The organism is Bacillus sp. FDAARGOS_1420, from assembly GCF_019344915.1.
GTDB classification, from domain to species: domain Bacteria; phylum Bacillota; class Bacilli; order Bacillales; family Bacillaceae_G; genus Bacillus_A; species Bacillus_A mycoides.
Genome location: NZ_JAHWJB010000002.1, coordinates 989,311 through 1,016,166 on the forward strand (window position 1 = coordinate 989,311; position 26,856 = coordinate 1,016,166).

Below are 26,856 nucleotides of genomic sequence, written 5' to 3' on the forward strand. Positions count from 1 at the left end.
ATGAAAAATATACTATTTGGGCTTGCTTGTTATATTATATTTCTAATATACGAGTGGTCGAATGTAAATCCTGTTGAAGCAATCATATTGTTATCTATTTTGTTATTTATACCGATGTCATTTTGCATTATTGATAAGAAAACAAGAAATGGATCGTATGTATTATTTTATAAATTTGTATCGCTTTTATATCCAATTGCAGCAGTTAGTGCAATGCTAGCTTTCGTAACAAATTACTTTTTCTTTGCGCTACTTTGGTTTGTATATACAGGAATCGTTGCATTATTTGGTGTAAGTAGATTGCTAGAAAGAGGATGGAAGCCTCTAGAAGAAGTAGCTATAGATAGTGCGTTTATTTATTTGTTTTTAGGTGGTTTTTGGTTTTTTGCTTCAGTAGCAAAGGTTTCAATTATGCACTTTAGTTCTGACATTGTTTTACTTACAGCGGCACACTTTCATTATTCGGCATTTCTATTGCCGTTATCAGCTGGTTTACTTGGAAGAAAAAGAGAACAGGGAAGTAAGTTATATGATGCTATTATGTTTATCATCGTCATTTCTCCAATGACAGTTGCAATAGGAATTACGTATTCGAGGGTATTTGAATTTTTTGCAGTGTTCATATATTTATGTGCCATTTATGGATATGGAGTTTACGTGTGGAGAACGAAATTCAATACTATAAGTGCGAAGGTACTTTTAGTTCTTTCTTCTAGTACACTTATGGTAACAATAATGTTTTCACTCATATATTCATACGGGAATTTCAAACAAGTAATGACGATTACAATTGCACAAATGGTCTGGATTCACGGTGTTGTAAATGGAATTGGAGTAGCGTTACCAGCTTTTCTTGGTTGGATGATTGAAAAGAGTACTCCGGATTATAAATATTACGGGAAAACAATGAGCAGGTTAAGAGGAAATGCGACAGTTGGTGAAGCATTTTTACATAACAGAAATTTAATAGATAGCAAAGAATACAAAGGTTTAGTTGATAAAATGAATGATTTTCATAGTGAGGCATTTGACATGACGAAGATTCCTTTAAGTATTATTCGTTTTTATGAAAATACAAAAGAGTATGAGTTACAATCGCATATTAAATGGACTCGTTGGTTCCGCCCGGTTGCATTTTGTTATGAGAAAATGAGTAAGCGTGTAGGACAAATACATTTAGGAATGGGCGGCAAGTGGGAAACGATGCATGGCTCTATCATTGGGATAATAGATGAGAAGGATGGAAGAGAGAATGTAAGGGCTTGGCTAAGAAAAAATGAAGCAGGAGAGTCTGTTTTTGTAGCCCTCTATTCAAAGCATGCATACAAGAACGAGACATATATGAATATCGCATTGCCTTTACCATATTCGAATATGACTGGTATTTTGAAGTTGTACAATGATACGAACCAGTTAATGATTACAAGTAAGCTAAGAGAGCGTCGTAAGGGAGATGAAGGGATATACTTACATACCCGCTTCTTTACAATACGCTTACCATTAGCAGAGACTTTTATTATTAAAGAGAGAAAGGATCGAATATTAGAAGCTAATCATAGAATGTGGATATTTGGAGTTAATTTTTTAGAAATTGATTATGAGATTAAGAAAATAGAGGGAAAGTAAGAAAGGCTTGGAGAGATTCCAAGCTTTTTTACGTATGGGTAATTGTCATAGCAACTTGTTTATCCAAGTCTTGGTCCCAAACACGCTGAATTTCAAACGTACCTTTTTCAAAAAATAATGGGAATCTCTCTTTAAACCAATCTTGCATAGGAAGATTGAGTGCTGTATCAATTGGCACCCATAATAATTCGCCTTCAGGAGGATTCAAAAGGAGTTCACCTTCAAATGAATCTGTCCAATAGTTAAATACCATATATCGAACATTTTCTTTCGGATTTACGTATTCATCTAATCCCTTAAAAGTTAAATTTGAAACAAGTAATCCAGTTTCTTCTTTTACTTCTCGTTTAGCAGCTTGAACGATACTTTCTGGAAAATCTACTTTACCGCCAGGAGCGATGTAACCAGGGAAGCCTAGATGATCCGGCCGTTGTATTAGTAATACTTCGTTATTATGCTGAATCATACACATTGTATAAATGCGGTGTTCGACGCTTTTCCAATTCGTGCTCATACGAATCTCTCCTCTTATATAATAAGAATCTTATAGTTTAACTATAGTTATTTGTTCCAAAAAATACAATAATAAGACAAAATTATACAAAAATTGATTGACTATTACTAATTTTCAGAACTATAATTAGTCTGTTACATAAAAACATTGTACTTGAGAGGGGAATATATTCTATGAAAAATAGAATAATCGCAGCAGGAATAATTGCAGCTAGTATATTATCTTATTCATCTAGTAGTTTCGCACAAACAAAAACATTTCCAGATGTCCCAGCAGGGGGCTGGGCAGAAGGTTCTATTTACTATTTAGTAGAGAAAGGTGCAATTAAAGGTAATGATGCGGGAATGTTCGAGCCTGGAAAAGAAATCACTCGTGCAGAAGCAGCAACAATTATTGCGCAAACTTTAAAGTTACCGATTGATAATGCGGCTCAGCCAACCTTTACAGATTCTAAAACTCATTGGGCAACTCGATTTATTGCCGCTGTAGAAAAAGCAGGAGTAATTGCAGGGAAAGGAAACGGGATTTTTGATCCAGACGGTAAAATTGACCGAGTTTCTATGGCAGCGATGCTTGTTGGGGCGTATAAATTAGATGCGAAAGTAAAACAACCATTACCAACAAAATTTGCAGATTTAAATCCTAGTTGGGGAAAAGATAAAGCGAACATTTTAGTAGAATTGAATATTTCACAAGGTGTAACTAGTACAGCTTGGCTACCTAATAAAACTGTAACGAAGGCAGAAGCAGCGCAATTTATTGCAAAATCAGATTCTCTTAAAATTCCAGATGCATTAGAAGGAAAAGTAATTATTATTGATCCAGGTCATGGTGGGAAAGATTCTGGGAAGCCGACACAAGGATTATATGAAAGTGATATTGTATTAGATACATCGAAAAGATTACAAAAATTACTAGATAAAAATACTCCATTCCATGTGTTGTTAACACGTGAAACGGATATCCGTCTTGGTGAAAATCAACCTGAGGACCTTAAAAACCGTGTAGAGTTCGCGAAAGAGCATAATGGAGATATTTTTATAAGTATTCATGCAAATGGCTCTAACAATCATGATGGATATGGAACGGAGACTTTTTATTATAAAGGATCTGAAACGAAAGAATTAACTGAACGTGAAAAAGATAGTCGTATGTTAGCAGAGAAAATACAAAAACGAGTAGTTAAAGCTCTAGATACAAGAAATCGTGGTGCGAAACCAGAAGACTTTTATGTACTAAGAGAAAATGAGATGCCTGCAGTATTAACTGAACTAGCATTTTTAGATAATAGTGCAGATTATGAGAAGTTGGCTTCAGAATCAGGAAGACAAATTGCTGCTGAAGCAGTTTATGCTGGTATTTTAGATTATTATGAGTGGAAAGGTTTCAATGTTTCAAAATATCGTTTGGCTAAATAAAAACATCTTTTGCTAAGCCCATCTTCTATATAGAGATGGGCTTTTCATATGAGTTTATATAATTTTGTATCAAAACAAAAAGATATATCGTATTATGCTGATTATAAATAAAATAATGGTAGATTAGTTTATTTGTATCACGTATACTTTTACTGTTGACTAATTAAGAGTTTGTTAGTTTGATAGGGAAAATTTTATTATAAAGGGAGGCAAGTTAACACGGGATAAGCATATACATAACGTGTTAAAAAATATGAAAAAAGTTATTTCTAATGTGTTAGCAGTGACAGTCGCACTTCAAGTAGTGATGGCTCCGGCAACTTCATTTGCAGCTGAAAAAGAATTTCCAGACGTTCCGAAAGATCATTGGTCGTATAAAGCAATTACTAATTTAACATCAAAAGAAATTATTGCAGGATATGATAATGGTAAGTTTGGATTCGGGGATGTTGTAAATCGTGAGCAAGTAGCCGCATTAATATATCGTGCATTAAAACCAGAAGCGAAAAGCGAATATAAAAATCCATACTCTGATATTAACGAAGGGACAACAATGTTCCAAAAAGAAATTTTAGCTTTAACAGATATGGGGATTTTCGTAGGTGATGGTAAAGGAACATTTAGACCGAAAGAATCTTTAACTCGTGCTGAAATGGCTGTAATTTTACAGAAAGCCTTTAAACTAAAAGTAAAAGCTAATCATACATTTAATGATGTTCCGAAAGATCATTGGGCAAATGAAGCGGTTAGTGCATTAGAGTCTAACGGTGTTGCTGCAGGTAATGGAGCAGGTGCATTTAATCCAACAGGTGTTTTAACACGTGAAGAATATGCACAATTTTTATATAACGCCATGGCATCATATATCGATTTAGATGTAACATTACCTTCTAATGTAACAGCTCAAGAGATTGATAATTATATTAAAAGGTATCATCCCGATAGTCCGCTTGTTGGAGTTGGACAAGACTTTATTAAAGCGCAAAACGAGTATGGCGTGAACTCTTTATATTTAGCAGCACATGCAATCTTAGAGTCTGGATACGGGAAATCAGAAATTGCATATCGTAAACATAATTTATTTGGACTACGAGCGTATGATTGGGATCCATTCGCACATGCACAATATTTACCATCTTATGGATTAAGTATTTCATACAATGCTGATTATGTGAGAAAGAATTACTTAGAACAAGGTGCTAAGTATTTCAAAGGTTACACATTACCTGCGATGAATGTAATGTATTCAACTGATAAAGAATGGGCTGGCAAAATTGCTAATATTATGGAACGTATTAAGCCTTTCAATAACAAGGATTATCAAAATGTCAAACGATTACCGAAAAACCCTAATACATTAAATGTAGATGCATTAGGCGAAACAATTCCATATAAAGATTATGCAAAAGACGCAAAAACTACTGTTCAGTCGGTAGGGTCTTACTATCAAGTTCCATTCCCGTTTAACAACCCAATTAAGAGTGTACCAAACGTTACACAAAATGAAGTTGGAAAATTAGAAAATGGTACAAAAGTAAACGTATATCGTGAAGATCCAAATGGCTGGGTAGAATTCTCACTTGAAAATGCTCCAGAAAAATATTGGACATTGAAGAAGAACTTAAAATTATAAATAAAAAAGGTGTTTTCATATATGAAAACACCTTTTTTATTTATATTCAACACGTAATATGTGTAGATTCATTATGATGTTCTTTTTTATATTTCTACCAATAATTTAACAGTTTCATATATAATTAAAGTTATTAAAGATTGAATTTTCTGTGTTTGTTTTTTGGTATTAACTTAATTTGAAAAGAGGAGAGAGATATGCAAGGAGAAATACCAACAGAGAAAAATTTAGGTTATGTCGGTAAATTGTTATTGCCAGTTAAAGTGTCACCGCACTTTAAGTTTTTATGGATTGGGCAATTACTTTCGACTTTAGGTAGTTCGATAACGATGGTTATTCTGCCAGTCGTTGTGTATTCATTAACTGGTTCAACAGTTGTAATGGGAATGACTATGGCAATGTACATGCTTCCTAATATTCTTGCGTTACCGTTTGCTGGATTAGTCGTGGATCGAATTGACCGGGTGAAATTGATGTTATTTACAGATATAATCCGCTGCATATTAATGCTATTACTTGCAACGCTTATATTTATGGACGTTTTAACAATTCCACTTCTATATGTACTCGTAGCGTTATATGGACTTATGGAAGGGATATTTCAGCCGGCGTATTCAGCTGTAAGAGCGAAAGTATTTGTACCGGAAATTCGAAATGCAGCTAATGCATTAACGCAAATGAGTAATCAAGGAATACGATTAATTGGCCCAGCACTTGGTGGGTTAATAGTATCAGTTACATCTGCAGGGATAGGCTTCGGACTAGATGCAGCAACGTATTTGTTATCGTTTTTATGTTTATTATTTTTAAAAGAAATTAAGTTTAAAAAAGTAAAACCCATTGAAAAGAGTAAGATCGATTACAAACAAGAGTTTATGGAAGGTATTTTAGTTTTAAAAAGTCATCCGTGGTTGTGGATTACCATTCTAGTCTTTTCTTTCGTTAATATTTGTTATGCAGGCATTATCGTTGTATTAATTCCATGGTTGTTTAATGTTCATCATCATTTTGAAGCTTACGTGTATGGCTTAGGTATGGCTGCTTCTGGTGCTGGAGCTGTAATTGCAGCACTAATTTTTGGTGGGAGGCAGCGGTGGCATAAGAGAGGATTACTTGCGTATGGTGGTGTTTTAATTAGTGGAATGGCGTTATTAATTATGCCTTTCGTTTCTTGGGCACCCGCCTTAATTGGATTAATGGCAATTGAAGGATTCGGTATCATGATATTTGGGCTTATTTGGGAAACAAGTTTACAAGAGCTTGTACCAGAAGAAGCTTTTGGAAGAGTGGCAAGTCTTGATATGTTAGGCTCATTTGCTTTATTACCATTAGGGTATGTGGTGGTAGGCTGGGTGGAAAGATAACAATTATAATGCTAGCTATTTTAGTACTCATAACAATTGGAATGGCAGTGTCTGTACCAAGTATTCGGCGGTTCGATTGATTATGTAGGCAAAAAGGGGGAATGGTATATGACTATAGAAAATCTACATGATTTAGTAGTACATGAGTTGGGATGTAAATACGTTTTGGGAGAAAAGGTATTTGAAGCAAGGAATTTCACGGTGTATATTGCTACTCCTATAGAAAATAAAATGACATATAATCGATTCATCTTAATTAAGCATTTGTCTAATGAAGAGCCTTCCGTACATGTTTGGGACAAAAAAATCTGTGTAGACGCTACAAAAATACATATTGCAAAAGAAGTGACAGAAGCAATTCAATCGGGTTTTGTAAATAAAGAGTAAGCCCTAATCAAATTAGGACTTACTCTTCATTAAACACAAATGTTTGCTTCATTTTTTTACTCTCATGTACTGGATGACCGTTGTAAGAGAAATTCTTTTCTTCCCAAGTAATGACAACTTTAAAATTATGGTTATTAAAGTCTAATGGGAATACCATGTAGTCAAAGCTTGTATGACTTTTTGAAACGTTGCTATTAGATGAAGTAGGATTAAAGGTAGCTTTAGATGTAGGTGTGTTATCAAGTATTTCCACCGATACATTTGCAACATCATTACCAATATTTTTTAAGAGTAAACTATACGTATCATATACACCTTGTTTTGGCTGCACGGCTTGCTTGTTTGAGTTATGAGATTTGTCAATTTCGATATACCACTGTTTAGACTTTGACGCAATTGGTAGTGATTGAAATGTGTATGCACTAGCTTGTATTGGTAGTGCTAAGCAGATTAGTGCAAAGAGAGAAAATATTTTTCGTTTCATTTTTAGAGAGCTCCCATTCTTTAATGGATTTATTTGTTATTATCTTCTCTTTGTGAAAAAATATACCATATAATGTAAGGGGATATTGTAAATAAGAGAGGCTGTTTTTTTATCTTATAAAAAGAATATACTAAAAATTCTGTATAAATTATTTATTTAATATAGTTAAATATGCTAGAATAAATTGAAAGCGATTTCTTATATGGAAATAAGAAAATGCTTTCTGAAGGGGGAGGGGATAGAAGTGATTACATTTTTAGTGTCAATCGTCGTATTGATAATCGGTTATTTTACATATGGAAAGTTAATTGAAAAGATATTTGGAGTAAATTATTCGAGAAAGACACCAGCTTATGTGAATCAAGATGGGATAGATTATGTACCTATGGATAGGCGAAAGAATTCTATGATTCAATTACTTAATATTGCAGGTACTGGTCCTATATTCGGACCAATATTAGGTGCTTTATATGGTCCAGTTGCATTTGTCTGGATTGTGATAGGAGCGATTTTTGCAGGAGCCGTTCATGATTATCTTACAGGGATGATTTCTATACGAAATAAAGGGGCGCATATTCCTGAATTAGCAGGGAAATTTTTAGGGAATGCAATGAGACATATTGTAAATGTTTTTTCATTGTTACTTTTAGTATTAGTAGGAACTGTATTTATAACAACACCAGCATCATTACTTGATATTGTATTGCAAGGAAAAGTGTCAATAACTATTATTTTATCTGTAATTTTCATATATTACATTTTATCGACTATCTTACCGATTGATAAAATTATTGGTAAAATTTATCCGGTATTAGGTGCATTATTGCTAATAAGTGCTATTGGCATAGGGGGAATGATGATAATAAAAGGCTCTCCTATTCCAGAGCTAACGTTTGAAAATATGCATCCAGACAATGCACCTATTTTCCCATTATTAATGTTGACGATTACGTGTGGTGCCTTATCAGGATTCCACGCAACACAATCACCAATTATTTCACGTACACTTCAAACGGAGAAACATGGCCGTTATGTATTTTTCGGTATGATGATTGCAGAAGCGATAATTGCAATGATCTGGGCAGCTGCGGCAATGAGTATTTTCTCTTACGGTGAATTAAATGAGCTAATTAAATCGGGTACACCAGCTGCGGTTGTAAGTGAAATCTCGAAGACGATGTTAGGTGCTGTGGGGGGCACAATAGCTGTTCTTGGTGTCATTGTATTACCAATTACATCTGGAGACACAGCATTCCGTGCGGCACGTTCTATTATTGCGGATTACTTCCATTTCAATCAAACAAAATTAAAAAATCGCTTAATTATTGCGATTCCATTATTTGTTATTGCATATGGTTTAACGAAAATTGACTTTACACTATTATGGAGATATTTCTCTTGGGCTAACCAATCGACTGCAGCCATTGCGTTATGGATTGGAACGATGTATTTATTTATAAAAGGAAAACAGTATATCGTTTCTTTAATTCCAGCGATATTTATGACGCTCATGACAGTTGTTTATATTTTAAATGCGAAAATTGGTTTTAATATTCCGCTAAATACATCGTATATTGTAGGTGCGATTATTACAGTTATTTTAACTGTTGTATTCTTTATGAAAGCTGTAAGGAATAGAAGAGAGAATATTGAGGTGGATGTACAATTAGAGAAAGAAGCTGTGTAGAGATTTTCTACACAGCTTTTTTTAAACAAGAAAAAATTCCCAATAAATATGTTAAAATAGCATTGACATACAACAAGGGGGAATTGTTTTATGGAAAAAGAGCATCTTGCTAAAGTAGATTTAACGAAAAAAATTGAATCAAAATCTAAGTACAATAAGAAACTTGAAAAATATCAAATGCGTTTATTAGCACTACAACAAATATTAAAAGAAGAGAAAATAGCCGTTATGATTGTTATGGAAGGTTGGGATGCGGCAGGTAAAGGCGGAGCAATTAAGCGAGTGACTGAGCATCTTGATCCACGCGGATTCCAAGTAAATCCAATTGGAGCGCCTGCTCCTCATGAAAAACGGTATCATTATTTGCAACGTTTTTGGCGGAAACTTCCTCAATATGGGCAAATTACTATATTCGACCGTTCATGGTATGGGCGTGTATTAGTTGAGCGTGTTGAAGAGTTCGCCACAAAGGAAGAGTGGACGAGAGCGTATGGTGAAATTAATGATTTCGAAAAACTATTAACTGATGATCATTACATAATAGGAAAGTTTTTCTATCATATTAGTAATGACGAACAGTTAAAGAGATTTACAGAAAGAGAGAACAACCCTCTTAAAAGATGGAAAATTACAGACGAAGACTGGCGTAATCGTGAAAAATGGGATGAGTATGTCGAAGCAATGGAAGATATGTTTGAAGAAACAAATAAGCCGAATGCTAAATGGAATACTATTGCGAGTAATGATAAATTATACGCTCGTTTGAAAACATTGAAAGTGATTATTTCATTAATTGAGGATTACTTCTTAGAACATAATATAGAATTACCTTCTTATTACTATGAAATAAAAGAAGGTAAGAAAAAGGAAACTGAATCTATGCAAGATGTAGGAGTTAAATAGTAAAAAGTTTTGTATAGGAACTATGAATAGAGGCTGTCCTGTAATTTGGAAAAACCAAATTACAGGACAGCTTTTTTAGTTAGAAACATTTTACAATTTACAGAATAAGGTATATAATCAATAATCATATTAACATTGTTAATATGATTATTGATTATATACTATGTGGGGGTCTTATTTTGAAGGGAAGAGATGTTGTTTTAGGTTTATTAATGGAAAAAGAATTGTCTGGTTATGATATTAAAATTTTGTTTGAAGATGTATTTACTCATTTTTTTGATGGAAGCTTTGGAATGATTTACCCAACTTTAAGACAATTAGAAAAAGAGGGGAAAATAAAAAAAGAGGTTGTTATGCAAGAAGGGAAACCGAATAAGAAAATGTACTTTATTACAGATGAAGGGCGTGAAGAGTTTTATAAATACATGCAAACGGATGTAGAGAAAGACGTTTTACGTTCAGATTTTTTAATGAGGATGTATTTTGGTAATTATAGTGATGATAGGGCGATAAAAAAATGGATTGAAGACGAAATTGAAAGGAAAGAAGCGTACATTGCGGATCTTCGTTTGAAATATGAAAAATGGAGAGAAGGTATTACTTTTGTTGAAGAAATTTCGCTCGATGTAGGTATTGCATCATATAGTGCACAAGTAGAGATGTTGAAGAGGAAGTTACAGCAATTAGAAGCAAAAGAAAACAATAAAACGGAAGAATGAAAAACACGTTCACAATAAATAAAGGGGTAGATTAACATGGAGCAGTCAAAGGGTATTAAGATTGTCTTTTTAATGTGCTTAGGTATTTTTCTTTGTATGATTGATACAACGATTATGAATATAGCTTTACCAGCAATACAATCGAGTGTAAATACTTCATTAGAGAAGATGTCTTGGGTATTAAATGTTTATACAATGACGATTGCAGTACTCGCAATCCCGCTAGGACGGATAGCTGATATTTTTGGGAAAGCAAAGGTGTATATTCTCGGTTTAATTATTTTTGGTGGTGGATCAGTGCTTTGTGCTTTTGCTAATACAGGTGACTTCCTTATTTTTTCTCGTTTTATACAAAGTGTTGGAGCAGCAATTTTATTTCCGACAAGTATGGTAATTGGTGTATCAGCTATGCCGTTAGCGAAGAGGCATGTTGCACTTGCTATTTTAGGAGTAACGCAAGGATTGTCAGCTGCACTTGGTCCGGTAATAGGCGGAATTATTACGCAAAATGTAGGATGGAGATGGGTGTTCTTCGTCAATGTTCCGATTTGTATTCTTGGAATCATTTTATGCTGTATTATGCTACAAATAAAAAATGAAGAACGTATTATCTCAAAAATTGATTGGATTGGACTCATATTAAGTAGTTTAGCGATTTTTTCTTTTACTCTCGTATTAGTGAAAGGCAATACGTGGGGATGGCAAAGTAATATTGCTTTGTCTTGTTATGCAATTAGCACTATTTCTCTTATTCTATTTGTTCTAGTGGAACGAAAGATTCATAATCCAATGGTGAATTTAAATTTATTTAAAGATCGAATGTTTGTCGGAGCGTCTATCGTTGTTATATTAAGTAATTTATTCTTAATTGGCGTTACTGTATTGCTTCCAACTTTTTTGACAAAAATACAGCATCGAACGGAAATTGAAGCTGCTTTTCTAGTGACACCTATTTCAGCGATGATATTTTTTATCTCACCTGTTGCAGCAACTTTAATTAAAAAGCTTGGAAAAGTAACTATTATTTTGTCAGGGTTTCTTGTTATGGGCCTATCCTACTATTGGTTGCAAATGATTGACGTCAATTCAACAAATATAGAAATTATTATTCCGTGTATGATATTAGGTGTTGGATATGGTTTAGTAGTGGGGCCAATTACAGTTTTAAGTGCATCTTCGTTTGAAGGGGAATTATTAACTGCTTCTCAAACTGTCGTATCGATGTTACGTCAAGTGGGTATTGTATTAGCGGTTGCAATATTTGTATCTAATTTAACTCACAACTTATCTTTAAATAAAGAGAATGTATATCGTTATGCAAAAGAAAAAGTGCGTAATATTCATGTGAGTAGTGCCGAGCGAGCTGAGATATTACAAATAACAAAAGAAAAAATAGAGAAACAAAGTATAGAAACAAATGTAGAAAAGAAACAAAATGAAACATTGGTGGGATTAAGTAAAGAGAAAAAAGACGAATTAATTCACCAAAAAGTGGATGAAGTATTAAGTGGCGTTCCAGTAGAATATCGAGAGATAAAAAGAGAAGAAATTACGAATCAGGTAACAAAAGAAGTTGAAAAACAAGAGGAGAGTATAAAGAAAGAAGTACTTGCATTTTCAAAAGATGTAAGTCGGTATGCCAAAAATAAGATGGCTATGAGTTTTACTGATTTATATAAAGCGAGTGTTCCAGTTATTTTAATTTGTGCTTTAGTAAGTTTGTTATTTTGGGAAGGAAAGGCTTTGAGTAAAAAGAGAAGGGAAAGAGTGGTAGAGGAAGTGTAAAGAAAAACAGGCTAATAGCAGCCTGTTTTTCTTTACGCTAGTATGAAAAATCTGGGTTTAATTCGTTAAACTTATGACTGTAATGCCTCTTATTATTAAAACCAACAAAATCTATGCCGATGCAAGGTTCTAAATTACCATCTACAACTTTAGAATCCACGAAGCTTAAATGTTTTAACTTTGGTAGTTCTTTAATGAATTGTAGATTTTGTATGTTACCACAACCTGATAGAATGAGTGTTTCTAACTCTGTTAAATAACGTAAATAGTCGTGATTTTTCATTTTACTGCAATGATCGAATTCGACGTATTTTAAAGTTGAAGCATTGTTTTCAATTTCATCAATATGTTCTAAATTTCTTACATAATTGATTTCTAAATGTTTTAATTTGGGAAATGCTCTACATCCTTTTAATGAGTTAATGTTCCCTTGTGTAATTCTTAGTTTTTCAAGGTTTTGTAAAGACATTAATTCTTCAAGGTTTTTTTGTTTCGGTTTGTATTTCCAAATGTATAGTTCTTTTAAGTTAGAACAAGATTCGAACCCTGTAATGTTTTTATTCCACTGTATGTAAAGTTCCTCTATATTTTTAAAGCTTTCTAGTGCTGTTAAGTTTAAAGGGACTTGTGGTTCTTCTAGTGATAAAGAGTTTAAGTTTTTTAATTTATATAAAGCTGAATAATCGGTAATATAGGTACTATTAATTTGTAGCGCTTCGATTTGCGGACAGCGTTCTAGAAAATCAAGATGCTCCATACTATACCCAAGGTCATTAATGTAAACTTGGGTATAGTTGTTTGTATTAATGAATTCTACGTATTCATCCAGTCTGTTTTCATGAATTTGTACTGTGCCATCCATAACTAAAAAGTCTTTTGGTTTCTTCTTGATAGATATTTGTAAAGGATTCGCATGTTGAAATATTACCGTTTTGTTTTCTAAAATAGTTTCAACACTTGTTTTAACATTAGAAACACTGTCTTTTTCTTTGTATGCTATTAAAATAGACTCTATTTCTGAAGGATCTGTTAATAAAATTTTGGGATTCATTTCATATATTATATCTTCATTTGAAGGTATGCAGCTAACCATTGCTTCCAGTGCTATTAAACTTAATGGTTGTCCTTTTGTTAGCCAAGATTTAATCCGCATCCAAGTTAGTTGTGATACTGCAGCTAATCGTCCCCAATCGCTATGAAATGATACTGCATTTTCCTCTATCCAATCCAATATTGCTGAGGATTGAAAAGAATGTAAACAAATGAAGGAAGTGGTCGGAAGCTCACATTCTAATACTGATTTTAGCTTTTCTATTACTAAAGGGAATGCTTCTTCAAATGGTAAACAGTAAGCGGCAGCGTGTGAAAGAGGTGCAATTAAATCTTCATCAAATTCCTTCCACAGTTTTCTTATCCAATCAGAGGCATTTTCTCCTAATACACATATAACAATCTCGAGTAATCGAGTTTTAATTACACCATTTATCGTGTTAGAAAAGCGGTTCATAACAGCATCTAATATTTCGCTTTTATCGTACATATTAAGAGCTTCAATTTCTTCTTCTTGAAGAAACCATCGAGTCATTGTGTAATCAAGTAAGTTTTTAAAGTTTGAGCGAACTTCTTCTAAAGTAGGCGCGGATGCAAGTTTATGCTCATCCATCTCTAATTCTGGTTGCGTCGCCTCACCATCCCCTTCATAAAAATCGTCGTGCAAATAATACTTATAAGGTGAATGAACGATTGCAAGATTGTACCATTCATTTGGATGTAAAGATAACGAGATAAGACGTTCATGACATTGGCTACATAATTTATAAGGTTGATTTGCTTCATCAGATTCTTCTATTTGCTGTACTGGATTATGTTTGCAAGCTTCGCATAATTCTAGTGTTTTTTTCATTGTTTTCTCCTTGTATATTGTGAATAGTAGTATTTTTAATATAGCATGAGATAAGTAAAGTATAGTTAGAGATTTTTTAATAATTAAAGAGACGGATGAAAAATGACATTGAATATGTAACGTTAAACATAGTACATTAACAAGAGTAATGAATTTTATTAAGTGGGTGAGAAAATGCTAGATAAGGCGGATGCTTCAATAAGTAATCATATGTATACAGAAGAAGAGCAACAAAAATTATATAAACGAACGTTAATAATCGTAAGTATTTCACAAATGTTTGGCGGAGCCGGGTTAGCCGCTGGAATTACAGTAGGTGCACTTCTTGCGCAGCAAATGCTTGGGATGGATGCGTATGCAGGATTACCGGCTGCTATGTTTACAATGGGATCTGCGGTAGCGGCTTTCTTTGTTGGGAAGTTATCGCAAAAATATGGTCGCCGAATAGGACTTGCAACAGGGTTTATAGTAGGAGGACTAGGAGCTATTGGAGTTGTATTGGCTGCGTTAACAAATAGTATTATTCTATTACTAGTTTCTTTACTCATATATGGTGCGGGTACAGCGACGAATCTACAAGCTCGTTATGCTGGTACCGATTTAGCAGATAAGAAACAACGAGCAACTGCTATTAGTATTACGATGGTTATGACGACTTTTGGTGCGGTAGCTGGTCCAAATTTAGTAGGCGTAATGGGAGATTTTGCCCATTCAATTGGAATTCCTAACCTTGCTGGTCCGTTCATATTATCAGCAGCGGCATTTATACTTGCGGGTCTTGTACTTTTTGTTATGCTTCGTCCAGATCCGTTAATTATTGCTAACATAATAGAAACATATAAACAAGAACATACATATAAAGGGCAACCAGTAACAGAAGAAATGATAGAAAATAAACGTGGTGTTACTGTTGGAGCAATCGTAATGATACTTACTCAAATAGTGATGGTTGCGATTATGACGATGACGCCAGTTCATATGGGGCATCATGGTCATGGTTTAAGTGCAATAGGGCTTGTAATTGGTTTTCATGTAGGTGCAATGTATCTTCCGTCTCTCGTTACAGGAATGTTAATTGATAAAATCGGCCGAACTACGATGAGTATAGCTGGTGGAGTAATTTTACTAGCGGCGGGTGTCATAGCTGCGATAGCGCCGAGTGATTCTTTACTATTATTAATTGTTGCTCTGTCTTTACTTGGGTTAGGGTGGAACCTCGGTTTAATAAGTGGTACAGCTCAAATTGTTGATGCAACTATACCTTCTACACGTGCAAAAACACAAGGGAAAATAGATGTATTTGTTGCGTTAGCTGGAGCTTCTGGTGGAGCGATGTCAGGTATGGTAGTAGCTAATTCAAGTTATGCGGCATTATCATTAGCGGGAGGGGCTGTAGCCTTACTGCTTATTCCAGTTGTGATATGGTCTCGGACAGGTAAATAAAATTCAGATAAAAGAAGCGGCGTTCAAAGGGAGATAATCAATCTTTGAATGCCGCTTTTTTGTGATCAACTAATAGTCTAACTGGAATCGTTGATATAATTTCATTTACCGTAATGTTAGTTGTATAAAAGGAAATTTCAGTTTAAATCTCACTCCACAATAAGCCCTAAATGCATACACCCATCGCCAAATCCCTACAGTAAAAGTGTATCTCCATTATTTAATTTTCCTTCTTTTCTAAATCGTTATTAGATAATATTTGATCTGGAACATAAGTACCAATTGCAGTAATACGAGATTGAGAATTCATAAGAACATCTCCTAACTTATTTTTATAATCTGATACTAATATTAGATCGTAAAAATATTGATAAAGATTTTCTGTTTAATAAAATTAATATATTTTAATAAACGGAAAGGGATTTGAGGAGTGATGTCCAAATAATATACGGAAAGCTTCTAAATTTGATAATGAAGGGGTTTGAGATTCTTGAAAAGAATCGCATATGTATTGTCTCTTGTTTTAATTTGTAGCTTTACTTATTTTATTTTACCAGAGAAATCTTATGCTTGTGATTGTACTAAAGCATCACCAGAAGAGAGGTTACAACAAAATGATGTAGTGTTTGAAGGTAAGGTATTAGAAGTTCAAGAGAAGGACGGAAGAATGACAACATTATTTGAAGTGAAGAAAATTTGGAAAGGGACAAGTTCTTCGCAAATTATTATATATACAAGCAGTAGTAGTAGTTGTGCGTTTCGTTTTGCAGAGGGAGGAGAGTACCTAGTGTTCTCTTCTCATAGAGGAGAAGTGAAACTGTTGGAGACATCTAGCTGCAGTGGAACGAAGAGATTAGATGAGGCAGAGATAGAGAAAATGGCTTTACGTCATATTGCAAAAGAGTCTGTTCCGACGAAGAAAGTGGATTTAAAAGATGAAATGGTAAGCGGTTTAAGTTGGTGGCAAGTAACTATCATTTCTATAGGTGTGTTATTGTTAATTGCTGTTGTTATTTTTATTGTGAGAAGAACTCGCAATAAATGACGATTAAAGTAAAAATATAAAGATTTTCTTTCGGTTTCTATAGGTGGTTTAATCTTGTGAAAGCGAATTACTTATGCTACACTTTATGTAACTTAAAATGAACGGAGGGGCTTCCTTTGATCTTAATCAGATTACGTCTCAATACTTTGTGCCGATAATTGAATAGCGCTCAAAGGCTCTGTCTGTGTACAGAGTGAACGGGATTGGTCTGCCTATTTTAAAGGAACCCTTTATTAAGCTTATATGTGAAAAAGAGGGAGGGACGAATACGCCCTCTTTTTGTTTTGCCTTTATAAATAGAATGGGATAGTATAGGTGAACACTTGTTGGATACGTATACTATCTTGGGACTTTTTGACCATGTATAGGACGAAAGCACTGCTTTCTTCTATTTCTTTGGTGAACCCTTATCCGTTTACGAAAACACAGGCAGTGACCTGTGTTTTTTATTTTGCGTAATCGAAATGGAGGAATAAATATATGGAAGAATTATTACAAAGAGCAATATTAGTTGGAGTAAATTTAGGTAAGGAAGCTGATTTTGCATATTCGATGGAAGAGTTAGCAAATCTTACGGAAGCTTGTGATGTGGAAGTAATCGGTCAAGTGATGCAAAATTTACAACGAGTAAATCCGTCGCATTATATTGGAAAAGGGAAGATTGAAGAAGTAGCAGCGTATGTGAAAGAAGCAGATGCAAATATGGTCATCTTTAATGACGAATTATCTCCTTCACAAATTCGAAATTTAGAAGAGGATTTAGATTGTAAAGTAATTGATCGTACCATTTTAATTTTAGATATCTTTGCGCAACGTGCGAAAACGAAAGAAGCGCAGTTGCAAGTAGAAGTGGCCCATCTTCAGTACATGATGCCTCGTTTAATCGGTCTTCGTGAATCGTTAGGAAGACAAAGCGGGGGAGTTGGCACGAAAAATAAAGGTGTCGGTGAGAAGAAGTTGGAATTAGATCGTCGTAAAATTGAAGAACAAATTGCGGCTCTAAATAAAGAATTAGAAGCACTTGTTGCACAGCGTCAAACGCAGCGTAAACAACGTAAGAAAAATGAAGTTCCGGTTGTGTCATTAGTAGGATATACGAACGCAGGTAAATCAACGATAATGAATGCGATGCTTGAAATTTTTAATGGTACTGTAGAGAAACAAGTATTTGAAAAGGATATGTTATTTGCGACGTTAGAGACATCTGTACGAAATATTGATTTGCCGGATAATAAATCATTTTTATTAACGGATACTGTTGGATTTGTAAGTAAATTACCACATCATCTTGTGAAAGCATTCCGTTCAACGCTAGAGGAAGTGGCGGAAGCAGATTTACTTATTCACGTCGTAGATTACTCAAATCCTAATTATGAGCAATTAATTGATATTACAAATGAAACGTTAAAGAAAATTGGCGTGGAAAATATCCCGACGATTTATGCATACAACAAATCAGATTTGGTAGATGTTGAAATTCCGAAAGTGCAAGAAGATCGCGTTTATCTATCTGCGAAGAAACATGTTGGAATTGAAGAGCTTGTAGAAGTAGTTCGTTCACACATTTATAAAGAGTATACGAAGTGTGAAATGTTAATTCCGTATGATCAAGGACAGGTAGTTTCGTATTTCAACAATCATGCACACGTTTTATCTACGAGTTATGAAAACGAAGGTACGAAAATGGCACTAGAATGTAAGACGAGTGATTATGAGAAATATAAGCGTTTTTCTATTTAATAAAAAAAGGCGATCCTAATATGTTTTAGGATCGTCTTTTTCTTCATAGTTGCAAGCCTTCCTTTCATCCTGCCTTAGTATAAAAGAAAATACAAAGAGCTCATATAAATAAATCCGACAAAGCAGATAGAAAAAATATATTTTTTTAGAAGTTGAATTTCTGGAAAAAGAAATGAAACCAGTATAGAATAGAAATGTTTCAAAACTCAGAATTTATTCTGATTAAAGTATATATTTATTACACTAACTGTAATAAATATATATTTTGTACAGGAAGGAGAAATACACATATGCAGGCAGTTTCACAAAAAAATACAGTAGAAACACCGACGATATATCGAATATTATTTGCGATTAGTTTCGGACATTTTTTAAATGATTCGATGCAAGCGGTTGTGCCCGCGTTGTTTCCTATTTTGGAAAAAACGATGAATTTATCCTACATGCAAGTAGGGTGGATAGCGTTTGCGTTAAATATGACGTCATCGATTATGCAGCCGGTTTTTGGGATGTATTCAGATAAGAAGCCGTCACCATTTTTATTACCGCTCGGTATGTTTTCGAGTATGCTTGGGATGATTGGGCTCGCGTTTGCCCCGAATTTTATTATTGTTATTATTTCTGTTTTATTTATTGGATTAGGTTCCGCAGTCTTTCATCCGGAGGGCGCTCGTGTTGCTTACATGGCAGCCGGTGCCAAACGTGGTTTAGCACAAGCGATTTATCAAGTGGGAGGAAATACAGGGAATTCTCTAGCACCTATTTTTACAGCATTAGTTTTCGTTCCGCTCGGTCAAATTGGTTCTTTAGGTTTTACAGCCTTTGCAGCAGTAGGAATTGTATTACTAATTTTCGTATCAAATTGGTATAAAAATGAATTAGCCACTGGTGCTGTAAGAAGGAAAAAGAGGGCTGCACTTGAGGCTGAAAATGCGATTGTAAGTACGCACATTAAATTTGTTATTATACTTCTTGTTTTTCTAACATTCGTACGTTCTTGGTACGGTGCTGGTATCGGGAATTTCTATCAATTTTATTTAATAGAGCATTACGGTTTATCTATAAAAAATGCACAGTATTTCGTCTTCGCATTTATGATTGCTGGTGTATTAGGTACTTTCTTTGGTGGTCCGCTAGCGGATCGATTCGGTAAGAAAAAGATTATTGTCTTTTCGATGCTCGGTTCAGCGCCGCTTGCACTATTGTTACCTCACATTTCTCTTATGTGGGTTGTACCGTTATTTTTATGCATTGGATTTATTAGCTCTAGTAGTTTTAGTGTAATCGTTGTATATGCTCAAGAACTTGTTCCAGGGAAAGTTGGAATGGTGTCAGGATTAATTGTCGGTCTTGCGTTTGGTCTTGGAGCATTAGGTGCTGTAGTCCTTGGGAAATTAGCTGATATGTATAGTCTTCAATTTATTATGCTATTATGTAGTGGTTTACCATTAATTGGACTTACTTCATTGTTATTGCCAAATGATAAGAAAACGATAGAATAGGGGATGCGCTATGAAATTATGTGAAAACGTTACAGAATTAATAGGAGATACACCTGTTGTCCGATTATCTAAATTTATTCCAGAGGACGCAGCGGATGTGTATGTAAAACTGGAAATGTTTAATCCGTCACGCAGTGTGAAAGATCGTGCTGCCTATAACTTAATTCATATTGCCGAGGAACACGGTCTCATTAAGCCAGGTGATACAATTATTGAACCGACAAGTGGAAATACAGGAATTGGCTTAGCGATGAATGCAGCTGCTAAAGGATATAAAGCTATTTTAATTATGCCAGATAATATGTCCAAAGAGCGTATTAATTTATTGAAAGCATACGGCGCAGAAGTAGTTTTAACACCAGCAGAACAAAGAATGCCAGGAGCAATTGCGAAGGCGGTAGAGTTACAAAAAGAAATTCCAAATAGTTTTATTCCGCAGCAATTTGAAAACCCAGCAAATCCGAATATTCATCGTTATACGACTGCACTTGAAATTTATGAACAAATGGATGGAGAGCTTGATGCATTTGTAGCAACTGCGGGAACAGGTGGAACAATTACAGGGACCGGTGAAACGTTAAAAGAGAAACTACCAAACTTATATATTGCTGTAGTAGAACCGAAAGGATCACCAGTGTTATCTGGCGGTGTTCCAGGCCCTCATAAACTAGTCGGAACAAGCCCAGGGTTTATTCCCAAAAACTTAAATACAGAAGTGTATAACGAAATTATGCAAATTGCAGATGAAGAGGCATTAACTACAATGAGGAACTTGGCAAGACAAGAAGGATTACTAGTAGGGCCATCTTCAGGAGCTTCGGTGTACGCAGCAATTATGATAGCGAAGCGTTTAGGTGCTGGTAAAAAAGTTTTATGTATTGCACCTGATACAGGGGAGCGCTATTTGAGTATGGGATTATTTGAATGAAATTGCTAGAAACACCTTAATCGTGAAATTGTCACGATTAAGGTGTTTGTTTTAGGTTGTAAAGAGGGGAGAATGACAATGAAACTATTAAAACCAATACAGGAATATAGTGGGGAAATTATCGCATATAGACATGCGTTTTTACAATCAGGAGAACAACCACACGGCAGCAGTTCTTTACAAAATTTTGATTCTCTCGATGAATGGTTTGAAAAAGTGAGTAAACAGGAACTGGGAGAAAACTTACAAGGTAATCGAGTACCGTCTAGCCAATTTTTAAGTTTTGAAAAAAGGGAACTTATAGGTTTTGTGAATATTAGACATCGATTAAACCAAGAATCATTGCGGGAAGGTGGTCATATCGGTTATAGTGTTCATCCGAATAAACGTCGCCAAGGCTATGCAACTGAGCAACTGCAACTTTCATTAGTTGAGGCGCAAAAATTAGGATTGAAGAAAGTGTTAATAACTTGTGATAAAGCAAATATTGGTTCTGCTAAAACAATACAAAAGGTTGGCGGTGTGTTAGAAAATGAAGTAGTTTCTTCTAATTCTGGTGAAATTGTTCAGCGTTATTGGGTAGAAATTTGATTAAGTGAATTTTAAAAAGGTGAAAGTGGTAAAGGGAGTATAAGATGCAATATCGAAATAAATAAATGTAAATAAAGGAGAAGGGTATAGTTAAAGGGGGAAATGCAATGGGATTAAAAGAGAAAGCGATAGAGATGTCGGAGATTTATAGGCAAAACCAGAAAGTCGAAGCTATTATTTTAGCAGGCTCTGTAGCGAGAAAATTAGAAGATGAGCATTCGGATATCGAATTACATATTTTATGGTTAACACCACCAGAGGATGAAGATCGTCTAGGTCCGATTAACAATATTGGTGGAACAATTTTGTCATATCATCCATACGAGGAAGAAGAATGGTCGGAAACGTATTTGACGAAAGAAGGAATTAAACTAGAGATTAGTAATTTTTTAACAGTGACAGCAAAAAAGGTTATTTCAGATGTTGTAGAGCAGTATGATATAAATTATGAGAAACAATGTATTGTATCATCGGTTCATGATGGTGTGAGTTTGTATGGAGAAGTGAAAGTACATGCTCTAAAAGATAGGGTTGAAGCATATCCAGAAGAACTGGCGAAAAGGATGATCTCAGAAAATCTTTGGTTTAGTAATCGTTGGCATAATCGAGAGGCACTTTTAAAACGGAAAGATTGGCTTATGCTATATGATGTTATTTGTGAAGTACAAAGGGATTTATTCGGTGTTTTATTCGGTTTGAATAGAATGTACGTGCACCATCCTGCATTTAAATGGATGGCTTATAATGTAGAGCGTATGAATATTAAACCTGAAAATCTATATGAGCGTATGGCGGATACACTGATAGGGGAACCGGAGTATAGTGTACAGGAGTTAGAAGTGTTGATCGAAGAGGTATTACATTTAGTAGAACAATATGCTCCAGAATTAAATATTGCTGAACAACAAAAGCGCATTCAATATGCGAAGTAAAAAAACAAGAGATGTAACAACGCGTTACATCTCTTGTTTTTTTATTTTACTAACTTTCCTAGTATAGGTAATCGTTGAATCCTATCACCGAGAATATGCGAAGCAAGTCCACTCGTTAATACGAATAAAAGATAAACAAGTCCTCCTGCTGCGGCGCATATAAACACAATGATCAGTGATTCTACATAAGATTGTCCAGGAATAATCCAGCTTATAATTGCTCTTAATGCAATTACAACAGCAGACATTGCTGCGGAGTAAATCGTAATAAGAAATACTGTTTTTGCCGTTTCGCCAATTTTAAATTTCGCAAACTTAACGATGCAGTACAACATAATAATATTTGAAACGAGATATCCAAGAATTGTTCCAAGTACAGCACCATGTCCACCGAATAAATGTAAGAGCGGTGTGTTCATCACAATTTTAACGAGAATACCGGCTGAGAATGCGATCATTGTTTTTCTTTGATAATCAATTCCTTGTAATATAGCGGCTGAAACTGTGAAAATTGCACTTAATACAGCAGAAGGTGCAAATGAAATTAAATATTGTGATCCACCAAGTGCAATTTCAGGATTTACATAAACCATGCGGAATGCATCGTAAGCGATACTTGCTAGACCGAATGCGGCTGGGATAGTGAAGAATAACAATACTTGGAATATCTTTGAAATTTGTTCTTGTAATTCTTCTAGTTTCCCGCTTGTAAATGATTTCGTTATAGCCGGAATAATTGTTAATGAGAATCCAGTTGCAAGTGAAGCGGGAATCATAATTAACTTTTGTGCATAGTTCGTTATATAAGCGAAAACTGCATTCGCGGTTTCTAAAGGCTCTCCCATCGCTCTAAGGACATCAGCTACGGTATATTGATCTACTAACGTATAGAGCGGAATTGCAATACCGACAAATACAATTGGGATTGCATATCGAAGTAATTCTATATAAATATTTTTTAATGGAATATCGGATGCCCTTGACTTTAATTCACCTTCGGGAGGCTTTAATCCGTTATATTTTTTCCAGTACATCATTAAAATAGAGACGCTGGCAAGCGCTCCGATAACAGCGCCAAACGTAGCAACTGCAACAGAAGAGGCGACTGAACCCCCTAATAGTTTTGAAACGATAAAACTACCAACTAAAATGAAAACGACACGTGCGATTTGTTCTACGACTTGAGAAACAGCACTTGGTTTCATATGTTGAAAACCTTGGAAATAACCACGTGTAACACTCATAGCTGGTACGATAATAAGTGCGAAACTTAATGCTCGCATCGTAAGTGTTACGTCAGCGATAAATTGTGGATCTGGCGTTTTTGAGCGAATAATAAATTGTGATATGTACGGTGCCCCAATAAATAAAGTTAAAAACCCTAAAAAGCCCATAAACAACATTAATTTTACGCTAGAGTTGTATAATTTTTTGCTTGTACTATAATCACCGAGCGCATTATGTTTTGCAACAAATTTTGAGACGGCAATAGGAATACCAGCTGTTGAAAAGCTTAATAAAATACCGTACCAAGAGTATGCGTATCCATATAAAGCGACCCCTTGCGTTCCAACTAATAATTGAAAGGGGAAAAAGTATATAAAACCTAAAATTCGTGAAATCATTGTTGCACCACTTAATAAAGCGGTACCTTTTAAAACTTTTGAAGTAGACAAAATTCTTTCCTCCTACTCGTGCTGTCTTGCATTTATCCCGCTATTTGCGGGCAGTAAGACTCCCACCTCAAAATGCGACTGGAGCAAAGAAGTTAGGTGGGAGATCAACTGCCCGTAAACGCCCGATTGGTGAGGGCTAATAATCAGTGAGGGATGAACAAAACCCCCACTGATTAAAGTTTCACTTTATCGTATACTACTATAAACCTGCTAGAGAAGTTAATACAGTATAAACCATAAATGTTCTAATACTATTCATACAAAAGTCATATTTTGAATTTTTAAATAGAATGTAATGCATAAAATTTCAAAATATAAGTTGACACTATTTTTAATGTATGATAAAAATGATAGTAATCAATTCGGAAAATAATATTTGGGCAATGAAAGGGTATAGTAGTGAAAATCTCCCTATTTCAGAGAGCTGATGTTTGGTGTGAATCAGTATATAGATTATTCATGAAGTTCGTCCTGGAGCATCTTTCATAAATCTCATGTTTTGAGGAAATGAAAGACGGTAGTTTATACCGTTATCAAATAAAGTGGTGAAGATTGTTTCACAACTAGGGTGGTACCGCGATATTTATCGTCCCTACGTATTTACGTAGGGACGTTTTTTATTTAGGTCTTAACTTTGTTGTGTCTTCATAACTAGGGTGGTACCGCGATATTTTATCGTCCCTACGTATTTGCGTAGGGACGTTTTTTATTTAGGTCCTAACTTTGTTGTATCTTCATAACTAGGGTGGTACCGCGATATTTTTGTCGTCCCTACGTATTTACGTAGGGGCGTTTTTTATTTGAGAGGAAGTGGTTGGATTAGAACGGGCTAGTAATAGAACAATATGAACATAGAGCGAATTATAATGAAAAGAAAAAGAAAAAGAAAAAGAAAAAGAAAAAGAAAAAGAAAAAGAAAAAGAAAAAGAAAAAGAAAAAGAAAAAGAAAAAGAAAAAGAAAAAGAAAAAGAAAAAGAAAAAGAGAGGAGATAAAAAGATGAATTCACAGCAATGGACATCGAAATTAGGTTTCGTATTAGCTGCAGCAGGTTCAGCAATTGGTCTTGGGGCGATTTGGAAATTCCCGTATATGGCCGGCATCGGAGGAGGCGGAGCATTCTTCCTTATTTTCATCGGTTTCACATTATTAATTGGTTTACCGCTATTATTAGCTGAATTCGTTATTGGAAGAAGTACACAAAAAGAGGCTGTTGATGCGTATAGAGAGATTGCTCCTAAAACGTTATGGCCGTGGTTAGGTAAATTAGGGATTGTAACATGTTTCATATTACTTTCTTTCTACAGTGTTGTAGGGGGTTGGATTTTATTATACTTATGGAATGCAATTACAGGTAGATTATGGGAAGGAAATGGAGCATACGAAGCTACGTTTGGTGAAATCATTTCCAATCCGTATTTAGCAGTTGGATCACAGCTATTATTCATCCTTATTACTATTTTTATCGTAAGTAAAGGTGTACAAAATGGTGTTGAAAAAGTAAATAAATATTTCATGCCAGCACTATTCGTTTTATTCTTTGTATTAATTGTTCGTGCACTTACGTTAGACGGTGCTGGAGAAGGAATTCGATTCTTCTTACAACCTGATTTCTCAAACGTAACATCAGAAATCATTTTATATGCAATGGGGCAATCGTTCTTCTCGCTATCCGTCGGTGTAGCCGTTATGGTAACGTATAGCTCATACTTACCGAAAGAAGAAAGTTTACCACGTTCAGCATTTTCTATCGTAGCTTTAACGCTTGTTATTACATTACTTGCAGGGCTTGCAATTTTCCCAGTTGTGTTCGCATTTGGAATGGAACCATCTCAAGGACCAGGACTATTATTTATCGTATTGCCAGCTATTTTCAGTAAAATGGCGTTCGGAAAATTATTCTTCATCGTTTTCTTATTACTATTCTTCTTTGCTACTGTTACATCAGCAATTTCGATGTTAGAAATTAGCGTTGCGTCCTTAACAACAAAAGGTAAAAGCAAAGGGAAACGTGAAAAAATGGCTTTAATTGTTGGGTTGTTAATCTTTGTTGTTGGGGTTCCATCAGCATTATCATTCGGTTTGTTAAGCGATGTGAAGCCATTTGGAAAAACAATTTTTGATTTAGCAGACTATGCGGTTAGTAACATACTAATGCCGCTTGGTGTTTTATTAGTTTCCATCTTTGTTCCGTTGAAAATGAAGAAAGATGTATTAATGAAAGAGCTTGGTGTAAGTAAAAATAAAGGCTATAAACTATTCGTATTATGGTTATTCTTACTTCGCTATATTGCACCAATTGCGATTGTTATCGTATTCCTAAATGTATTAGGAATCATTTAATGTAAAGCGTTAGTCTATCGTTTTAACGAAAAGACTAGCGCTTTTTTTAAAAAAGATTATGAAGATGCAAGGCGAGAAAAATTAGCATATAATAAAATACAAAAGGTATATTAGGAGGTATTGATATGGCGATTACAATTCAATTGCCAGACACTGCAGCGTCTCATGCAAAGCCAAGTATGGAAATGGCGATACTTTGCGTGAGGTAGACAAGTAATATACAATCAATCGCCAA

General features: G+C 34.8%; 21 protein-coding genes, 2 pseudogenes and 1 other annotated feature. Of the genes and pseudogenes, 18 read left to right on the forward strand and 5 right to left on the reverse strand.

Going from position 1 to position 26,856, the window contains the following annotated elements; all coding sequences use genetic code 11:
* Entirely contained in the window at positions 1–1,626 is a 1,626-nt protein-coding gene (locus I6L50_RS15465) for a YndJ family protein (RefSeq protein WP_219301971.1), read from the forward strand.
* A 28-nt stretch (positions 1,627–1,654) separates the two neighbouring features.
* Here the strand turns inward: I6L50_RS15465 and I6L50_RS15470 are convergent, their stop codons facing one another.
* Positions 1,655–2,140: an 8-oxo-dGTP diphosphatase gene (locus tag I6L50_RS15470; protein ID WP_002135545.1), complete on the reverse strand. Its 486-nt coding sequence runs from the start codon at positions 2,138–2,140 to the stop codon at positions 1,655–1,657.
* A 173-nt stretch (positions 2,141–2,313) separates the two neighbouring features.
* Between I6L50_RS15470 and I6L50_RS15475 the strand changes: the two genes are divergently transcribed.
* The 4 genes and pseudogenes from I6L50_RS15475 to I6L50_RS15490 all read left to right on the forward strand — a co-directional run bounded on the left by I6L50_RS15475 (position 2,314) and on the right by I6L50_RS15490 (position 6,942).
* On the forward strand, positions 2,314–3,558 hold the full coding sequence (locus I6L50_RS15475; RefSeq protein WP_113938093.1) for an N-acetylmuramoyl-L-alanine amidase: 1,245 nt from the start codon (positions 2,314–2,316) through the stop codon (positions 3,556–3,558).
* 253 nt (positions 3,559–3,811) lie between these two features.
* On the forward strand, positions 3,812–5,191 hold the full coding sequence (locus I6L50_RS15480; RefSeq protein WP_219301972.1) for an S-layer homology domain-containing protein: 1,380 nt from the start codon (positions 3,812–3,814) through the stop codon (positions 5,189–5,191).
* 197 nt (positions 5,192–5,388) lie between these two features.
* Positions 5,389–6,635 (forward strand): annotated as a pseudogene (locus I6L50_RS15485) (MFS transporter).
* Between the two features lie 28 nt (positions 6,636–6,663).
* Positions 6,664–6,942 (forward strand): hypothetical protein, encoded by a 279-nt coding sequence (locus I6L50_RS15490; protein WP_002135550.1) that lies wholly within the window; start codon positions 6,664–6,666, stop codon positions 6,940–6,942.
* Between the two features lie 19 nt (positions 6,943–6,961).
* On the opposite strand, the gene I6L50_RS15495 is transcribed toward I6L50_RS15490, so the two are convergent.
* Positions 6,962–7,426, reverse strand: a complete 465-nt coding sequence (locus I6L50_RS15495) for a hypothetical protein (RefSeq protein WP_219301974.1) — start codon at positions 7,424–7,426, stop codon at positions 6,962–6,964.
* Between the two features lie 244 nt (positions 7,427–7,670).
* Between I6L50_RS15495 and I6L50_RS15500 the strand changes: the two genes are divergently transcribed.
* The 4 genes from I6L50_RS15500 to I6L50_RS15515 all read left to right on the forward strand — a co-directional run bounded on the left by I6L50_RS15500 (position 7,671) and on the right by I6L50_RS15515 (position 12,520).
* Positions 7,671–9,113: a carbon starvation CstA family protein gene (locus tag I6L50_RS15500; RefSeq protein WP_219301975.1), complete on the forward strand. Its 1,443-nt coding sequence runs from the start codon at positions 7,671–7,673 to the stop codon at positions 9,111–9,113.
* 90 nt (positions 9,114–9,203) lie between these two features.
* Positions 9,204–10,016, forward strand: coding sequence for a polyphosphate kinase 2 family protein (locus tag I6L50_RS15505; protein WP_219301976.1), 813 nt, complete (start codon positions 9,204–9,206; stop codon positions 10,014–10,016).
* A 179-nt stretch (positions 10,017–10,195) separates the two neighbouring features.
* Entirely contained in the window at positions 10,196–10,735 is a 540-nt protein-coding gene (locus I6L50_RS15510; protein ID WP_219301977.1) for a PadR family transcriptional regulator, read from the forward strand.
* A 36-nt stretch (positions 10,736–10,771) separates the two neighbouring features.
* Entirely contained in the window at positions 10,772–12,520 is a 1,749-nt protein-coding gene (locus I6L50_RS15515; RefSeq protein WP_219301978.1) for an MFS transporter, read from the forward strand.
* A 37-nt stretch (positions 12,521–12,557) separates the two neighbouring features.
* Here the strand turns inward: I6L50_RS15515 and I6L50_RS15520 are convergent, their stop codons facing one another.
* Positions 12,558–14,423 (reverse strand): leucine-rich repeat domain-containing protein, encoded by a 1,866-nt coding sequence (locus I6L50_RS15520; RefSeq protein ID WP_215552555.1) that lies wholly within the window; start codon positions 14,421–14,423, stop codon positions 12,558–12,560.
* 174 nt (positions 14,424–14,597) lie between these two features.
* On the opposite strand from I6L50_RS15520, the gene I6L50_RS15525 reads away from it, so the two are divergent.
* Positions 14,598–15,866: an MFS transporter gene (locus tag I6L50_RS15525; RefSeq protein ID WP_219301979.1), complete on the forward strand. Its 1,269-nt coding sequence runs from the start codon at positions 14,598–14,600 to the stop codon at positions 15,864–15,866.
* A gap of 232 nt (positions 15,867–16,098) precedes the next feature.
* Here I6L50_RS15525 and I6L50_RS15530 read toward each other — a convergent pair.
* Positions 16,099–16,176 (reverse strand): annotated as a pseudogene (locus tag I6L50_RS15530) (3-oxoacyl-ACP synthase); the annotation flags it as partial.
* Between the two features lie 180 nt (positions 16,177–16,356).
* Here I6L50_RS15530 and I6L50_RS15535 point away from each other — a divergent pair.
* The 6 genes from I6L50_RS15535 (at position 16,357) to I6L50_RS15560 (ending at position 22,604) form a co-directional block, all read left to right on the forward strand.
* Positions 16,357–16,911: a cobalamin biosynthesis protein CbiN gene (locus I6L50_RS15535; RefSeq protein ID WP_219301980.1), complete on the forward strand. Its 555-nt coding sequence runs from the start codon at positions 16,357–16,359 to the stop codon at positions 16,909–16,911.
* Positions 16,912–17,391: 480 nt separating this feature from the next.
* The gene (gene hflX / locus I6L50_RS15540; protein WP_219301981.1) at positions 17,392–18,651 is read left to right on the forward strand and encodes a GTPase HflX; all 1,260 of its coding nucleotides are present in this window, start codon (positions 17,392–17,394) and stop codon (positions 18,649–18,651) included.
* A gap of 290 nt (positions 18,652–18,941) precedes the next feature.
* Positions 18,942–20,153 carry an MFS transporter gene (locus I6L50_RS15545; protein ID WP_219301982.1) on the forward strand — a complete coding sequence of 404 codons (1,212 nt, stop codon included), beginning with the start codon at positions 18,942–18,944 and terminating at the stop codon, positions 20,151–20,153.
* A 10-nt stretch (positions 20,154–20,163) separates the two neighbouring features.
* Positions 20,164–21,081, forward strand: a complete 918-nt coding sequence (gene cysK, locus I6L50_RS15550) for a cysteine synthase A (RefSeq protein WP_002012169.1) — start codon at positions 20,164–20,166, stop codon at positions 21,079–21,081.
* 78 nt (positions 21,082–21,159) lie between these two features.
* Complete coding sequence (locus I6L50_RS15555; RefSeq protein WP_219301983.1) at positions 21,160–21,672, forward strand: GNAT family N-acetyltransferase; 513 nt, start codon at positions 21,160–21,162, stop codon at positions 21,670–21,672.
* 107 nt (positions 21,673–21,779) lie between these two features.
* On the forward strand, positions 21,780–22,604 hold the full coding sequence (locus I6L50_RS15560; RefSeq protein WP_219301984.1) for a DUF4037 domain-containing protein: 825 nt from the start codon (positions 21,780–21,782) through the stop codon (positions 22,602–22,604).
* A gap of 41 nt (positions 22,605–22,645) precedes the next feature.
* Here I6L50_RS15560 and I6L50_RS15565 read toward each other — a convergent pair whose 3' ends face one another.
* Entirely contained in the window at positions 22,646–24,280 is a 1,635-nt protein-coding gene (locus I6L50_RS15565) for a putative polysaccharide biosynthesis protein (RefSeq protein WP_113938103.1), read from the reverse strand.
* A 374-nt stretch (positions 24,281–24,654) separates the two neighbouring features.
* Positions 24,655–24,877: a binding site (T-box leader), on the forward strand.
* Positions 24,878–25,146: 269 nt separating this feature from the next.
* On the opposite strand from I6L50_RS15565, the gene I6L50_RS34860 reads away from it, so the two are divergent.
* Positions 25,147–25,281, forward strand: coding sequence for a hypothetical protein (locus I6L50_RS34860; RefSeq protein WP_257475392.1), 135 nt, complete (start codon positions 25,147–25,149; stop codon positions 25,279–25,281).
* Positions 25,278–26,621 carry a sodium-dependent transporter gene (locus I6L50_RS15570; RefSeq protein WP_219301985.1) on the forward strand — a complete coding sequence of 448 codons (1,344 nt, stop codon included), beginning with the start codon at positions 25,278–25,280 and terminating at the stop codon, positions 26,619–26,621. The genes I6L50_RS34860 and I6L50_RS15570 overlap by 4 nt, the downstream gene beginning before the upstream one ends.
* The last annotated feature ends 235 nt before the right edge of the window (positions 26,622–26,856 follow it).

What these genes read in the sequence shown, in the direction of transcription:
- I6L50_RS15480 (WP_219301972.1), top strand. Translation starts at nt 3,812, where the DNA reads ATGAAAAAAGTTATTTCTAATGTGTTAGCAGTGACAGTCGCACTTCAA.
- I6L50_RS15555 (WP_219301983.1), top strand. Translation starts at nt 21,160, where the DNA reads ATGAAACTATTAAAACCAATACAGGAATATAGTGGGGAAATTATCGCA.
- hflX (WP_219301981.1), top strand. Translation starts at nt 17,392, where the DNA reads ATGGAAGAATTATTACAAAGAGCAATATTAGTTGGAGTAAATTTAGGT.
- I6L50_RS15520 (WP_215552555.1), bottom strand. Translation starts at nt 14,423, where the DNA reads ATGAAAAAAACACTAGAATTATGCGAAGCTTGCAAACATAATCCAGTA.
- I6L50_RS15470 (WP_002135545.1), bottom strand. Translation starts at nt 2,140, where the DNA reads ATGAGCACGAATTGGAAAAGCGTCGAACACCGCATTTATACAATGTGT.
- I6L50_RS15570 (WP_219301985.1), top strand. Translation starts at nt 25,278, where the DNA reads ATGAATTCACAGCAATGGACATCGAAATTAGGTTTCGTATTAGCTGCA.
- I6L50_RS15560 (WP_219301984.1), top strand. Translation starts at nt 21,780, where the DNA reads ATGGGATTAAAAGAGAAAGCGATAGAGATGTCGGAGATTTATAGGCAA.
- I6L50_RS15465 (WP_219301971.1), top strand. Translation starts at nt 1, where the DNA reads ATGAAAAATATACTATTTGGGCTTGCTTGTTATATTATATTTCTAATA.
- I6L50_RS15475 (WP_113938093.1), top strand. Translation starts at nt 2,314, where the DNA reads ATGAAAAATAGAATAATCGCAGCAGGAATAATTGCAGCTAGTATATTA.
- I6L50_RS15525 (WP_219301979.1), top strand. Translation starts at nt 14,598, where the DNA reads ATGCTAGATAAGGCGGATGCTTCAATAAGTAATCATATGTATACAGAA.
- I6L50_RS15545 (WP_219301982.1), top strand. Translation starts at nt 18,942, where the DNA reads ATGCAGGCAGTTTCACAAAAAAATACAGTAGAAACACCGACGATATAT.
- I6L50_RS34860 (WP_257475392.1), top strand. Translation starts at nt 25,147, where the DNA reads ATGAAAAGAAAAAGAAAAAGAAAAAGAAAAAGAAAAAGAAAAAGAAAA.
- I6L50_RS15495 (WP_219301974.1), bottom strand. Translation starts at nt 7,426, where the DNA reads ATGAAACGAAAAATATTTTCTCTCTTTGCACTAATCTGCTTAGCACTA.
- I6L50_RS15515 (WP_219301978.1), top strand. Translation starts at nt 10,772, where the DNA reads ATGGAGCAGTCAAAGGGTATTAAGATTGTCTTTTTAATGTGCTTAGGT.
- I6L50_RS15490 (WP_002135550.1), top strand. Translation starts at nt 6,664, where the DNA reads ATGACTATAGAAAATCTACATGATTTAGTAGTACATGAGTTGGGATGT.
- I6L50_RS15505 (WP_219301976.1), top strand. Translation starts at nt 9,204, where the DNA reads ATGGAAAAAGAGCATCTTGCTAAAGTAGATTTAACGAAAAAAATTGAA.
- cysK (WP_002012169.1), top strand. Translation starts at nt 20,164, where the DNA reads ATGAAATTATGTGAAAACGTTACAGAATTAATAGGAGATACACCTGTT.